At 67.2% G+C, this 14,366-nt stretch carries 12 protein-coding genes; 1 reads left to right on the top strand and 11 read right to left on the bottom strand.

Features of this window, described 5'->3' with window-relative positions; all coding sequences use genetic code 11:
• Positions 1-42: 42 nt before the first annotated feature.
• The 11 genes from GXY15_02815 to GXY15_02865 form a co-directional block, all read right to left on the bottom strand.
• A complete protein-coding gene (locus GXY15_02815) occupies positions 43-1,338 on the bottom strand; it encodes a prepilin-type N-terminal cleavage/methylation domain-containing protein (GenBank protein NLV40145.1) in 1,296 nt (431 codons plus the stop codon).
• Positions 1,322-1,723, bottom strand: a complete 402-nt coding sequence (locus GXY15_02820; GenBank protein NLV40146.1) for a type II secretion system protein — start codon at positions 1,721-1,723, stop codon at positions 1,322-1,324. Before GXY15_02820 ends, GXY15_02815 begins: the two co-directional genes overlap by 17 nt.
• Complete coding sequence (locus tag GXY15_02825) at positions 1,720-2,604, bottom strand: prepilin-type N-terminal cleavage/methylation domain-containing protein (protein NLV40147.1); 885 nt, start codon at positions 2,602-2,604, stop codon at positions 1,720-1,722. The genes GXY15_02820 and GXY15_02825 overlap by 4 nt, the downstream gene beginning before the upstream one ends.
• A gap of 130 nt (positions 2,605-2,734) precedes the next feature.
• Positions 2,735-3,637, bottom strand: a complete 903-nt coding sequence (locus GXY15_02830; protein ID NLV40148.1) for a prepilin-type N-terminal cleavage/methylation domain-containing protein — start codon at positions 3,635-3,637, stop codon at positions 2,735-2,737.
• Between the two features lie 102 nt (positions 3,638-3,739).
• Positions 3,740-4,978, bottom strand: a complete 1,239-nt coding sequence (gene gspF / locus GXY15_02835) for a type II secretion system inner membrane protein GspF (GenBank protein ID NLV40149.1) — start codon at positions 4,976-4,978, stop codon at positions 3,740-3,742.
• Positions 4,979-4,996: 18 nt separating this feature from the next.
• Entirely contained in the window at positions 4,997-6,739 is a 1,743-nt protein-coding gene (gene tadA, locus GXY15_02840) for a Flp pilus assembly complex ATPase component TadA (GenBank protein ID NLV40150.1), read from the bottom strand.
• 28 nt (positions 6,740-6,767) lie between these two features.
• Positions 6,768-7,871, bottom strand: coding sequence for a type IV pilus twitching motility protein PilT (locus tag GXY15_02845; protein NLV40151.1), 1,104 nt, complete (start codon positions 7,869-7,871; stop codon positions 6,768-6,770).
• A gap of 18 nt (positions 7,872-7,889) precedes the next feature.
• Positions 7,890-9,752, bottom strand: a complete 1,863-nt coding sequence (tadA, locus tag GXY15_02850) for a Flp pilus assembly complex ATPase component TadA (GenBank protein NLV40152.1) — start codon at positions 9,750-9,752, stop codon at positions 7,890-7,892.
• A gap of 249 nt (positions 9,753-10,001) precedes the next feature.
• Complete coding sequence (locus GXY15_02855; protein NLV40153.1) at positions 10,002-11,246, bottom strand: hypothetical protein; 1,245 nt, start codon at positions 11,244-11,246, stop codon at positions 10,002-10,004.
• Between the two features lie 55 nt (positions 11,247-11,301).
• On the bottom strand, positions 11,302-12,132 hold the full coding sequence (gene thiD / locus GXY15_02860) for a bifunctional hydroxymethylpyrimidine kinase/phosphomethylpyrimidine kinase (GenBank protein ID NLV40154.1): 831 nt from the start codon (positions 12,130-12,132) through the stop codon (positions 11,302-11,304).
• A gap of 22 nt (positions 12,133-12,154) precedes the next feature.
• The gene (locus GXY15_02865; GenBank protein ID NLV40155.1) at positions 12,155-13,396 is read right to left on the bottom strand and encodes a hypothetical protein; all 1,242 of its coding nucleotides are present in this window, start codon (positions 13,394-13,396) and stop codon (positions 12,155-12,157) included.
• A gap of 179 nt (positions 13,397-13,575) precedes the next feature.
• On the opposite strand from GXY15_02865, the gene GXY15_02870 reads away from it, so the two are divergent.
• The gene (locus GXY15_02870) at positions 13,576-14,352 is read left to right on the top strand and encodes a hypothetical protein (protein ID NLV40156.1); all 777 of its coding nucleotides are present in this window, start codon (positions 13,576-13,578) and stop codon (positions 14,350-14,352) included.
• Positions 14,353-14,366 lie beyond the last annotated feature (14 nt).

A 14,366-nucleotide genomic window follows, 5' to 3' on the forward strand; every position in this document is an offset into this window, starting at 1 on the left:
ACATCCTGTCGTGTGGGCCGCGGCGCGGGCCGCGGGCCGGTGTCACCTGGAGCCGCGCATGTAGGCTGCGGGCAGGTCCACTTTCTGCTGGTACCACTGGGTCATGGGCGGCAAATCCGATCTGGCCGGGGCGGCGTAGAGCCAGAAGCCCGGCGCCAGCCACGCGGGCAGCCGCGACACCACGGGGTCGCCGGCCGTCTGCTCGGGGTCTGAAAGGTCGCCCGCCGCCTGGAAATCGGCCGCCAGGTCCTGCATCTCGTCGGGGCCGGGATTGACCGCCATGCCGAGCAGGAGCGCCCGCGACGCGGGATTGTTGTACAGCGTGTTGAACACGGGGCCGCTGGTGCCGTCCTCCATGCCGTAGAAGAAGAAGGAGGAGAGGTCGAGGGCGTTCACGGGCCGGAGCTGGCCCGAGACCGGGTCGGGCCGGTAGACGGGATTGCCCCCGTCGCACAGCACGGCCTCGATGATCAGGTTCTCCACCACCTCGTAGTCGGGCCAGCTGGGGTGGTTGGCCTGGCATTCCCCAACACAGTCAGAGTCTCCGCCGCACAGCGCCACGCAGTCCTCGGCCCAGAAATCCACGGGGGCCAGGGTGTGGTAGGCGATCCTGGGGAACCCGTACAGGGGCATGCCGCCGGTCATGCGGTGCATCATGTCGCGGTTGTTGAGCGCCTCGAGGAAAAAGGTCGCGTTGCGCAGGGGGGCGACGAGCTTGGCGAAGTCGGAGACGTAGCCCGAGCCGTCCACGGGGAGTTCCTGGCCGAAGGCGTTGAGGCTGGTGGCACCGGTGTGGTCCTCGTAGCGGAGCAGGGAGCCGAGGCGTATCTGCACGTTGAAGTCGTAGAAGCTGTCGGCGCCCATGACGGGCGGATAGACGCTCAGGAACAGGGCCTCCTCGGTGGGGGCCTGGCGCAGGAACAGCTCGCGGACCTCGCTCCACTTGAGGGGCATCTCGACGAGGAAGGTCTCCGCCCCGGGGCGGATGACGTAGGCCACGCGGCCGAAGGCGCCGTCCTCGAGCGCGCCGAGGTACATGAAGCCGTTGGGCTCGCCGTAGAAGCGGGTGAGGCCCCGCGTGTCGTCCGTCGTGAACGCCACCTTGATGTCCTGCTCGAGCACGGCCAGGGCGTTGCGCGCGCGCTCCATGTTGTTGAGCATGGCGTAGCCCTGGCGCACGGTCCGCGTGGTGCCGGAGATCAGCAGGGCGATGCTGCCCATGATGACCAGGAAAATGGCCATGGACACGAGCATCTCCACGAGCGTGAAGCCCGCCGTGCCGGTCCGCGCCTGTTTGTGCCCGTCCGCCGGGGCGCGCTGGTCAGCGCTCGGTGACATAGGTGACAAACTCCTCCTCCCTGCCGCTGTTGAGCCGCACCGAGAAGACCACACGGTAGAGGTCGTCGCCGGGGCCGCCGACGCGGGTGGCCGTGGCGCGCCAGGAGTCGTAGAGGGTGTAGGCGCGGGCCGACGCCTCCACGACGTGGTAGGTGTTGTTGTTCACCCAGCTGGACAGGGAGGCGCCCGCGCCGCCCGTGCGCACCTCGCTGAGCTGGGTGCGCGCCAGCGCCGCGATGACCGTCCGCTCCGACGCCACGCGCTGCTGCGCCAAAGACGCCGGAAACAGCGACATGACCGCCATGATCCCCACGGCCAGGATCGTCAGGGCGATCACCACCTCGAGAAGCGTGAAGCCGGCGTTGTCGGGGCGGGTGTGTCTCATGGCGCTTGCAGGCTCCCCGTCTTGATGCGGCCCGTGGACCGGTAAATGGTCACCTCCTGACCCTGGTACCCCATCGTGCCCTGCTCGGTCCCGCTTTTCCATAGGTTCAGGTCCAGATCGTCAAAGGTCTTGGAGGTCCACATCCGCTCCTCGCGCGGCTCGTCGGGCATGGGCGCGAAGAGGATGCGGAAACGCTGCTTGTCCTCATCGGAAAGCAGTGAACCCTTTCCGTCGAAGATATGGCCCAGATATATCTCCACATCGGCGGCGGCAAACTCCGCCTCTCGCACCGCAAGCTGGGGGTCTATGTAGCTCCGGTAGACGCGCACCGGCGCCATGCCCAATTCCTTGGTGCCCGCATCGGCCGCCTGAAAAAAGAACGGCTTATAATCCGGCCCGTCTGGCGGCGGATCGCCCGTGACGTTGTACTTCAGTCCGCTGGGGGGCTGGTCGTAGCTGTCGGGCGGCTTCTGGAGGAGAACGCAGTAGCCGGAAATGAAGGGCTGGAAGTCGGCGCCGTGCTGCGGCGTGGGCACGTAGAGGCCCGCGTAGGAGGTTCCGGCGTCCTTCGGGAGCTGGTAGACGACCATGGCCCCGGAGAGGACCCGCACGGTCTGGCCGAGGATGGTGTCGTCCACCGGGAAGGGCGCGATCTCGTAGATGACCGCCGTGTTCACATTGTACGTGGCGGCATAGACCCGCGCCGCGCGCAGCATGGAGGTGAGGGGCCGCACGCCGCGCTGGAGGTCGTTCTGCGAGAACATCCGCACCACGGGGATGGAAATCGCCGTGAGGATGCCGATGACCGCCAGCACGACGATCAGCTCGACGAGGCTGAACCCCGCCGCGCCGCCGCCGCTATGTCGCGCTTCCCGCCGCATGGCCGCTCCCGGAAAGGGGCTCCGCGCCCCGTTTCCCCGCAGGGGCGGGCCGGCACGCCGCCGTCCCGCCCCCCGGAATTTTCGCCGCCGGGGCGGGAGGAAAACCCCCCGCCCCGGAAATCACACAAAATCAGTTGTAGAACCGCTGCCAGGTGGCCGCCGGATCCCAGTTGTTGATGTCGTCGCCGCCGCCGATGTCCCCGGAGTCCTGGATGTTGAACCAGGAATACACATCATCGGCCTGGTAGGCAACCTGATAGATCATCTGGCCGCTGTTCATGTTCTCGCCGTAGGACCACACGTAGGCCGACTTGCCCGGATCGGCCGGGTAACCGACGCGGGTGGGCCAGGTGTCAAGATCCGGGATGACATCCGTCATGTTTATAAGAAGGTCCAAGCCGGTGCCGTCGTCAAGTATGTTGCGGAGGATGAAATTGTCGCGCCGGGCGGCCGCGTTCCCGGCGCTTGATCCGGATTCAACGCTGAACTTGCGGAACGGGATGGGCGCGTTCACTGTCGTTCCGGGGAGTTTCGCGAACTTCCACGGACCCGGGAATATCTTGTACTGGTTGCCCCAGGGGTCAAGTCCGAGGTCCATGTAGTTGGTCCCAAGCTTGGCAATGATGTCCTTCTTGATCAAGTTGTTGCCCAAAGTCCCAAGCGCGGACCCGGTTTCCGGAAGCAACACGTTGCGCCCGTAACGGAGCAAATCGTAGACCAGATTGCTGTACATCTCCACCACGGCAGGGAAATTGCCAACGATCCACCCTTCCCAGGTGGCAGGGCTTCCATCCCATCCCGCAAAGCGGGGCACGGCGCCGGGGGTGAAGAGCTGGTTGAGGTTTCCCTTGCCGGCGTCCGTGAGCATGGCGGTGAGGGCGAGCTCGACGCCGTTGATTTCGGCGATGGCCCTGGTGACGCGGGCGCGGACGATGTATCGCTGGACGTTGGGGACGACGATGGCCGCGAGGATGGCGATGATGGCCATGACCACGAGGAGCTCGACGAGGGTGAAACCTTGCTTTCTTTTCATTGCGGGTCCTCCTTGCGCCCCTGCGGGGCGGTTGTATTCCTTGGCTGCTGCGGATGAAGCTCCTGCTTTCATAATACCCGGTTCCTTGTGGTTTGGGGGTTCCTACTGGTTGTTGATCTGGTCGCCCAGGGTGAAAATGGGGAGGTAGAGCGCGACGACGATGAATCCGATGATTCCGCCGAGGACGATGATGATGAGGGGCTCGAGGAGGGAGAGCATGGCGTCCACGGCGTTTTCGACCTCGGCGTCGTAGATGTCGGCGACCTTGACGAGCATGGCGTCGAGGGAGCCGGTCTCCTCGCCGACGTCAATCATGTTGACGACCATGGGGGGGAAGACCTTGCTCTTGTCGAGGGGGGCGGCGATGGTGTCGCCCTCCTTGACGCTCTCGTGGACCGTGTCCACGGCGTTCTGGATGACCTCGTTGCCGATGGTCTCGCGGGTGATCTTGAGGGCCTGGAGGATGGGCACGCCGGAGGTGATGAGGGTGCCGAGGGTGCGGGCGAAGCGGGCGACGGCGACCTTGGTGACGAGGTCGCCGATGAGGGGGACCTTGAGGATGATGCGGTCGAAGACGCGCTTGACCTGCTTGGACCGCATGGCGAGCTTGAGGCCGATGATGGTCCAGCAGATGGCGGTGAGGAGGATCCACCACTTGTAGATCATGAAGTCCCCGGCGGCGATGAGCACCTTGGTGGGCGCGGGGAGGTCGCCGCCGAACTCGGTGAAGATGTCGGCGAAGACGGGGACGACCTTGAGGAGGAGGAAGCTGACAATGCCGCCGGCGATGAGGATGACGGCGATGGGGTAGATGAGGGCGCCCTTGACGCGGCGCTTGAGGGCCTCGCGGCGCTCCATGAAGATGGCCAGGCGCTGGAGGACGGTCTCGAGAAGGCCGCCGACCTCGCCGGCGCGGACCATGTTGACGTAGAGGCGGTCGAACTGCTTGGGGTGCTTGGCGAGGGCCTCGGCGAAGGTGGAGCCGGACTGGACGTCGGAGGCGACCTCGCGGAGGATGTCGCGGAGCTTGCAGGGCTTGAGCTGGGCGATGAGCACGTTGACGCTGCGCAGGAGGGGGAGGCCGGCGTCAATCAGGGTGGAGAGCTGGCGGGTCATGACGACCAGCTCCTTGGTCTTGACGCCGCCGAAGTAGAGCTCGTCGAGGCCCTTCTTCTTGCGGGCGGCGCGGCGCTCGTCGCCCTTGGTGGCCTCGCGCACGTTGGTGGGGAAGAGGCCCAGGGAGCGGATGTCGTTGAGGGCGAGGGCCTGGTTGTCGGCGGCGATGACGCCGAAAATCTGCTTGCCCTCCCGGTTCAGGGCGTAGTAGGCGTATTTTTGCATGGTGTCCCGCTCCTTTCCCTAGTCGTCGTATTTGTCGGTGTGGTCGGCCACCTCGGGCACGCCCGTGATCCCCTTGGCGCACTTGAGAATGCCGTCCTCGCGCAGGGTCATCATGCCCTGGTGCCTCCGGGAGTGCCTGCGCAGGTCAATGGCCATGGCGCGGTCGAGGATCAGCTCGCGGATGGTCTCGTCCACCTGCATGAACTCGTAGAGGCCGATGCGGCCCATGTAGCCGACGTAGTCGCAGGCGGCGCAGCCCTTGGCCCGGAAAAAGCCGAGCTTGGGGTCGGACCGCCAGCTGGCCGGGAGCCCGAGCAGCTCCATCTCCTCCTCGTCGGGCCGGTAGCGCTCGCGGCAGTGGCGGCACAGGGTGCGCACGAGGCGCTGGGCCAGCACGGCCTCGAGGGCGGCGGTGATGAGGAAGGGCTCGACGTCCATGTCGAGCAGGCGGGTGATGGTCTCGGGGGCGCTGTTGGTGTGCAGGGTGCTGAGCACGAGGTGGCCCGTGAGGGAGGCCTCGACGGCGATCGTGGCGGTCTCAAGGTCGCGGATCTCGCCGACCATCACGATGTCGGGGTCCTGGCGCAGGATGGAGCGCAGGCAGGCGGCGAAGGTGAGCCCGATCTCCTCCTGCACCTGGCACTGGATGAGACCGGGAATCTGGAGCTCGACGGGGTCCTCGGTGGTGATGATCTTGGACTCGGGGTTGTTGAGCACGTTGAGGCAGGCGTAGAGGGTGGTGGTCTTGCCGGAGCCGGTGGGGCCGGTGACCAGGATGATGCCGTTGGGCTTCTTGATGACGTTGTGGACCTGCTTGAGCACGGCGGGGCTGAGCCCGAGCAGGTTGAGGTCTATGCGGACCGCGGTGCGGTCGAGGATGCGCATGACGATGCACTCGCCGTAGAGCGTGGGCAGGGTGGCCACGCGGATGTCAATGATGCTGTCGCCGATCTTGAGCTCGATGCGGGCGTCCTGCGGGAGGCGGCGCTCGCCGATGTCCATGTTGCAGATGACCTTGATGCGCGAGGTGACGGCGATGCAGGCGGCCTTGGGCGGCTGCACGATCTCGTGGAGGACGCCGTCCACGCGGATGCGGACGCGGAAGTCGTCCTCGTAGACCTCGAAGTGGATGTCGGAGGCGCGGCGCTGGACGGCGGTGAGGAAGATCAGGTTGACGATCTTGATGACCTCGGGCTGCTGCGCGAGCTCGATGAGGTTGTCGGGGTCGGCGACGACCTCCTGGACCCCCAGCTCCTCCAGCGAGAGCTCAAGCTCGCCGACGCGGTCCTTGATCTCCTCGAGCATCTTGTGGATGGACTCGGCCTCGAACGCGTAGTTCTTCTTCCACGCGGCGGCCACGTCCTCCGGGTTGCTGATGGCGCCGCGCACCTCCATGCCCGTGATGGACTGGAGGTCGTCAAGGGTCTGGAGGTTGAGCGGGTCGGCCATGGCGACGAGGAGGGCGCCGTCGGTGACGCGCATGGGGATGACGTTGTAGAACCGTGCCACGTCGCCGGTGACCACGCGCAGGATGTCGTCGGCGACGGCGAACTTGGAGAGGTCCACCTTCTCCATGCCGAGCTGCATGCCGAGGGCGTCAATGATGTCCTGCTCCTCGCCGTAGCCGAGGGAGACCAGGGTGCGGCCCAGCATCTCGCCCGTCAGGCGCTGGCGCTGCAGGGCCTCGTCGAGCTGGATGGGCGTGATGATTCCCTGCTCCACCAGGATGTCGCCGAGCCGCCTCTTTCTGTGCGTCGCCAATGGCATTCCGTTGTTCCCGTGTGTCCGGCTAGAAGTCGCCCGCGCTGGTCGTGGTGATCTCCTCGATGCCCAGGGCCTTGGCCGCGGCGATGAACTCGTCGCCGACCTGGGCGCGGGACAGGCAGTCCTTGAAGGAGCAGATGCCCTTGCGGTAGAGCGCGAGCAGGTGCTCGTCAAGGAGGTTCATGCCGTACTTGTGCCCGGTCTGGATGGAGGAGGAGATGCGGTACGACTTGTTCTCGCGGATGAGGTTCTGGATGGCCGAGGTGCAGATCATGACCTCGTAGGCCGCGATGCGGCCGAAGCCGCTCTTGCGGGGCACGAGGGCCTGGGAGATCACGCTCTTGAGGTTGCCGGCGAGCTGCGTGCGGATCTGCTCCTGCTGGTTCGTGGGGAAGGCGTCCACGATGCGGTCAATCGTGCGCACGGCGCCGGTGGTGTGCAGGGTTCCGAACACGAGGTGGCCGGTCTCGGCGGCGGTCACGGCGGCCTCGATGGTCTCGAGGTCGCGCATCTCGCCGACGAGGATCACGTCGGGGTCCTGCCGCAGGGCGCGGCGCAGGGCCTCGGCGAAGGTGGGCACGTCCACGCCCACCTCGCGCTGCATGATCAGGCTCTTCTTGTGGTTGTGGTAGTACTCGATGGGGTCCTCGATGGTGATGATGTGGTGGTCTAAGTTGTCGTTGATCCAGTCAATCATGGTGGCCAGGGAGGTGGACTTGCCGGAGCCCGTGGGGCCCGTCACGAGCACCAGCCCGCGGGGCTGCTGGATCACCTTCTTCACCACGGGGGGCAGGCCCAGCTCGTCGAAGGAGAAGATTTTGCGGGGGATCAGGCGGAGCACCAGCCCCACATAGCCGCGCTGCTTGAAGATGGACACACGGAACCGGGCCACGTCCTCGAAGGCGAACCCGAAGTCGGCCCCGCCGACCTCCTGGAGCTCCTGCTGGTTGTCCACCGACGCGATGCTCTTCATGAGCCGCTCGGTGTCCTCCGCCGTAAGCGGGTTGTCGCCGAAATACTGCAGGTGGCCGTGGACCCGGCCGACGGGCGGGTTGTCCACCGTGAGGTGCAGGTCCGACCCGTCGCGGTCAATCAGCATCCGCAGCAGGCTCACCATCTCATACGCCATGAAAACGCTCCTTGTCCGCTATTTTTCCGCGGCCGCGGGGGCCTCGTCCGCGCGCAGCGGCTCGTCCACCCGGGTCCGGCGGTTGACTTCCTCGAGTGTGGTCACGCCCTTGAGAGCCTTCTGCCAGGCGTCGTCGCGCATCGTGATCATGCCGCTCAGGCGGGCGGCGCGGCGGATGGCCGTGGCGCTGCCGCCGCCCATGACCAGGCGGCGGATCTCGTCGTTGTTCAGCAGGAGCTCGTAGGCCCCGAGGCGGCCCTGGTACCCCGTCTTGTTGCAGTTGTCGCAGCCGGCCCCGTGCACCAGGCGCACCTGCGACCAGTCCACATGGAGGCCCAGGCGCTCCTTCTCGTCCTCCGGCGGGTCGTGGGGGGCCTTGCAGGAGGTGCAGATGGTGCGCACGAGGCGCTGCGCCAGGATGGCGCGCACGCCCGAGGCGACCAGGAAGGGCTTGATGCCGATGTCTATGAGGCGGCTGAAGGTGCTGGAGGTGTCGTTGGTGTGCAGGGTGGAGAAGACCAGGTGGCCCGTGAGCGCCGCCTTGATGGCGATCTCGGCGGTCTCCTGGTCGCGGATCTCGCCCACCATCACGATGTCCGGGTCCTGGCGGAAAATGGCGCGCAGCGCCCGGGCGAAGTTCCACCCGATGTCGTGGTTGATCTGCACCTGGTTGATCCCGGCGAGCTGGTACTCCACCGGGTCCTCCACCGTGATGATCTTGCGCTCCACCGTGTTCAGGTTGTGCAGCGACGCGTAGAGCGTCGTGGTCTTGCCCGAGCCCGTGGGGCCCGTCACCAGCACCACGCCCGTCGCGTTGTGCAGCAGGGTCTCCCAGTCCTTCTGGTGCTGGGCGCAGAAGCCCAGCTGGCCCAGGCCGAGCATGAGCCCGCTCTTGTCCAGGATGCGCATGACCACGCTCTCGCCGTAGACGGCGGGCAGCGCGCTCACGCGCAGGTCCACCATCTTGCCGCCCAGGGTGATCTTGATGCGCCCGTCCTGCGGCACCCGCCGCTCGGTGATGTCCATGCCCGACATGATCTTCAGGCGGGAGATGATGGCCGCCTGCGCCCGCTTGGGCGGCGGCGGCATCTCCCGCATCTCGCCGTCTATGCGGTAGCGGATGATGATGGAGGTCTTGGCGGGCTCCACGTGGATGTCGCTCGCCCGCAGGCGGAACGCCTCCATGATCATCTGGTGGACGTACTTCACCACCGGGCTGTTGTCGTCGCCCTCGTCCTCCGAGCCCGAAGCCCCCGCCGCGCTGCTCACCTCGCGCGCCGCCGTGGCGGCGTCCATGCTGATGCTTTCCATGCTCATGGAGTCGCCGCTGAGGGACCCCAGGCTGGCCAGCGAGCCGCCGCTCAGGTTGGACATGGTGCTGAGGGTGCTCATGCTGCTCGCGCTGCTCGCGGAGGACAGCATGCTTTCCACCGACTCCTGGCGGTGGCCGTAGTAGCGGTTCAGCGCCTCGGTGATCTCCTCCGGCGTGCTGAGCGCCGGCTCCACCGGACGGTCCAGCAGGCGCGCCAGGTTGTCCAGGGCGTTGATGTTCGTCGGGTCCGCCGTTGCCACCACCAGCACGGCGCCCCGCTCCTCGATGGGAACCACCCGGTACACCGTGGCGATTTCGCCGGGCACCGTCGAGCGCACCTTCTGCGAAATGTCGCGCTCGGACAGCTTGATGATCGGGATGCCGAGCTGGTCCGCAAGCCCCTCCGTGATGTGGCTCTTGCTGATGTAGCCGAGCCGCACCAGGATCTCTCCCAGCTTGCGCGTGCCCATGGTCGTCTGCTGGCGGCGGATGGCCTCATCCAGCTGTTCCTGGGTGATGATGCCCCGCTCAACGAGCCGCTGACCGAAGAAATTATAGGTCGTCTGCATCCAAAATCGCCTTCGTGTCCAAGGATACCATTACTGTACCAGAGCGCGCGCGAATTGTCAATGTAAATAGTGCGAACCGATAATGCCACACTTGGATTTAGCCTCTATTTTGTCAACTGTTTTCCCCTCTGCGGGGCAAAATCCCGCTTCGGGCAAACAAGACACACCCGCCCCGGCAACGCCCTCCCCGCAAAGGGCGGCGTTCCGGAAGCGGTTCTTCGTCTTTTCTGACGCGCGGCGCCGGCGCTCCTAGGCCCCGTGGAAAACGCCCCCGAGGCTCTCGAAGCACTCCACCAGGTCCATTTTTTCCAGGGAGAGGGCCTGAAAGGCCGCCTTGGTTGTCTCGATGGAAAGCAGGCACACCGGCGGCACGCCGGGCGCGGGGTGCTCGTCCAGAAAGACGTAGCCGACAAACCGGACCACATCGAGGGCGCCGGCGATGTCCGTGGAAAACAGCTCGTGAAGCGTGCGCAGGGGAAGGGCGTAGAGGAGGCCCGCGTAGGCGGCGGTCCGCTCCTCCTCCGTGTACAGGGTGTCGTGGAAGGTGTCGCTCCGCTCGTCGTAGGAAACGGACTTCAGCCAGGGCAGCACCCGCAGCGGCGGCACGAGATAGTCCACCGACAGCCCCCGGGCCTGGGGGTAGTAGTCCATGTCGAAGGCCTGGGGGAAAAAGTCGGGATAGGGCGAGATGGACAGCGCGTACTCGCAGTAGTCGAGGACGGCGTAGGGCTCGCCCAGAAGGTAGGCCTGGTATTTGGCGTCTATGAGGGGCAGGCACTGCTGGCGCTCGGCCCGGTAGCGGTCGCGGGCCTCCTCCCACCGGGCGACGGCGGCCTCGTAGACGGTTTTCATCTCCTGGACGGCCGCAGACCACCTGCGGAGCTGTTCCCGGTGCACGCCGGCGATGCGGTCGCTGATTTCGCGCCATTTGGTGTGGGCAAAGGTGTAGCGCGCCCGCGCGGACTGCTCTTTCTCCTCGCGGCGCGCCTTGACGAGCTTGTCCATGGGCTCCAGCGCGGGAAGATAGGCCTCGTCGGTGACCTGGGGCTCCCGGGGCAGGGCGGGCAGGACGGGGCGCTCGGGCCACTGCGGGGCCTCCGGCGGCGGCAGAATATAGTCGGGGTACTTCTTGAGGGCCTCCCAGTCCACCCGCAGGGGGTTCTGGAGGGCCTGCGGAAAGACGCCGGTGACGCCCGCCATCTCCTCCTGGGCGAGCTGGGTGCGCCCCTCGGCGATCTTGCGCTTCTGCTTGACGCTGAGGTCCTTGCGCTTGGCGTTCATCTCCAGGCCCAGCCGGCGCCGCTTGAGCTCGCTGCGGTGCTCCCACAGCCGTCCCCACTGCTCCGCCTGAATCGCGGCCTTGTGCACCACGAACAGGGGCATGTCGCTGGTGACCACGCGGAACTTGGAAAGCGGGGGGAACCGCACCGGCAGCCGGTAGCGTTCCAGCCCCGAATCGCCCCGAAAGGCCTCTAGCCTGCTTTCGTCGTACATGGCCGTCCCCGTACAACAGTCCGCCGCGTCCTGTGCGCGGCGCAGTCAGTCTACATTATTTTCCGCCGCCGTGCCACTGGAGGCATTCCTCCAGCTGCCAGCCGTGGTGCAGGGGGCCGCAGCCCCCGCCGACGCCCAGGCGGTCGCTGTGGAGAATGGCGCCGGTGAGATAGTCTTTGGCCAGGCGGACCGCCTCGGGAACCGCAAGCCCCCGGGCGAGAAACACGGCCAGGGCCGCCGAATAGGTGCACCCCGTGCCGTGGGTGTTCTTCGTGGGAATGCGCCGGGTCACGTAGTGGTGGGCACGCTCCCCGTCGTACAGGCAGTCGCGGGCCTCGTCCCCCGGCAGGTGCCCCCCCTTCAGCAGCACCCAGCGCGGGCCGAGGGCGTGCAGCGCCCGCAACAGGGGCAGGAGGTCGGCGGGGTCGGCGGTGAGCCCTGTCAGCGCCTCCGCCTCGGGAATGTTCGGCGTGACCACCAGCGCCAGGGGCAGCAGCAGCTCCGTCAGCGCGCGCCGGGCGTCCTCGCGCAGGAGCGCGTCGCCGCTCTTGGCCACCATCACGGGGTCCACCACCAGGGACGGCGGCCCAAAGCGCCGCAGGGAGGACGCCACGGCCCCGATGATGCCCGCGTTGGAGAGCATGCCCGTCTTGACGGCGTCGGCGCCGATGTCGCCGAGCACGGCGTCCATCTGCGCGGCCACCGCCTCCGGCGCCATGTCGTAGATGCCGGTGACGCCCAGCGTGTTCTGCGCCGTGACGGAGGTGACCGCCGCCGCGGCGTAGCCGCCGAGCACGGTGACGGTCTTGATGTCCGCCTCAATGCCCGCGCCGCCGCCGCTGTCGCTGCCGGCGACGGTGAGCACCCGGGGGATGCGCGTGTTCATGCGCCGCTCCGGCCGGCCGCGGTCACTTCCACGAGGCCTCGGGCGGGGTGGCGTAGTCGGCGTAGCGGCCGGCGACCGCGGCCTCCTTCACGTTCCCTTTGTGCACGTAGACGCGGTAGTTGAAGGTGACGGGCGCGTCCTTCTTGATGAGCAGGTCGCCGTTCTCCGGAATCAGCCCCTTGTTGTGCTCCTCCTTGATGAAGTGGCTGTAGCCGAAGGCGTTGGCGCCCATGAGGCCGTAGTTGCGCACGTGCCAGCTCGACGGGTGGCGCAGGTTGCCCGGGTGGTCGAAGACCGCCAGGCCGAGCCAGCCGGCCTCCGGGCTGTCGCCCGAGAAGTCGCACCAGCGCGACGGCTTGCCCCACGCCGTCTTCTCCCCCTCGTCGCCGTCGGCGTTGGTGATGACCGCCTTCGCGTTGCAGATGTCCGGGCGCATGCGCACCGCCACAATGCCGCCCTCCTTCGTGTCCTTGAACTCCGCGTCCCCGAACTCGGCGGTGAAGGTCACCTTCACGTCAATGAGCCGGCCCTTTTCGGGCACGGCGTAGAAGCGGTACTCGCGCGTCTCGCGGATGAGCGGGGCGCCCGCGGCGGTCTCCCACACGTTGTCCGATTTGATCCAGCCGTAGGCGTCGCCGGAGCCCCAGGTCACGTCTTTCGCGCGCTGGTTGCCCGAGCCGTCGCCCTCGGCCCACAGGTCATGCGTCGTTTCGGGCGGCCCGTCCACCAGCCGCACCTCGCCGTAGGCCGTCCACAGGGACTTGTGGTGCAGGTGGTCCTGGGCGAGTTTCGGCGCGCCCTCGGGGTCCATCGGGTAGTCGCGCGTCACCGTGACGCCGCCCTCGGTGTTCACGGGCCACAGGAAGGGCTTCTTCCACTGCGCGCCGTAATGGTAGCGCGTGAACAGCTTCCCGTCCACCACCACGTCCACGATCTCCTCGGCCCCGGCCTTCTCCACCGCCACGCGCGGCGCCGCGGCCGCGGCGTCCGTCTTCACCGTGTACACCTTCTCCTCCCCCGCCGCCAGCCGGTCCACCACAAAGGCCAGCTTCCCGTCCGCCAGGGTCGCGGGCAGGGGCGCGCCGCTGTCACTGTCCAGCACGGTGACCGGCCCGGCTGCCGCGTCCGGGCAGTCGAGGGAGACCGGGACCGCAACGCGGTCCGCGCCGCCAGCCTTGACCACAATGTTCTTTCCGTTCAGGTCGGCGCGCGCGGAAAAGGCGAGCACTGCGGCGGCGAGTGCGAGAATCCACATGTTCTTCATGGGAGGGCTCCTTCACAGGTTGGCTTGGGCAACACGGGGGAGACTGTAGCACACGCCGCCGCCCGGGGAAAAATCGGGCACCGCGCACTGGGCGGGGCGCCGGCGGGGTCATGGTATACTAGCCCGGCAGGGGCCCCGGAAAGGGAGGGGCGCGCGACGGCAAACGATTTGGACGCGAAATGACGCAAGACGCCGGCAAGACAGACAACCGTCCGCTGAGGGTGGTGCTTTTCGGGGCCGAGTCCAGGGAACTGCGCCCCGTCTTCGAACCCCATCCGCAGCTGCGCCTGGTGGACCACGCGCCCGACGTGGTGGTCTCCTACGGCGGCGACGGCACGCTGCTGGCCGCGGAGCTGCGCTGGCCGGGGCTGCCCAAGGTGCCCGTGCTCAACAGCCGCCTCGGCCACCGGTGCATCCCCCACCCCGCCCCGGAGGTCATCGGCGCGCTCGCCGCGGGCACCCTCACCCGCTGCGAGTACACCAAGCTGGAGTGCGAGGTCAACCCGCCGGAGCCGGGGCGGCCCGGATCGGACTTCACCCTGACCTGCCTCAACGAGGTCAACGCGCACATGGGCCGCATCAACAGCGCGGTCCGGTTCCGGCTGTGGCTGGACGGCCACCCCTTCGACGGGGGCGCGGAGATCATCGGCGACGGCTTCGTCGCCTGCACCCCCTTCGGAAGCACGGCCTATTTCAACGCCATCACCAAGGGCGTCTTCAGCCGGGGGATCGGGATCGCCTTCAAGGCGACGTCGCACCGGACAAGCCACCTGGTGGTGCCCGAGGACGTGACGGCCCGCTTCGTCATCACGCGGGGGCCCGCCCTGCTCGCCTTTGACAACGCCCCGGAATACGTTTCACTCAACGCGGACGACGAGCTGGTGGTGCGCAGGCACCCCCAGAACGCCGTCCTCCTCACCTGCGGGCCCGTGACACCGCTGCACGAGCCGTTCTAGAAGGAGCCCACCGA

Source organism: Candidatus Hydrogenedentota bacterium, assembly GCA_012730045.1.
In the GTDB taxonomy this organism is placed as follows: Bacteria; Hydrogenedentota; Hydrogenedentia; order Hydrogenedentales; family CAITNO01; genus JAAYBR01.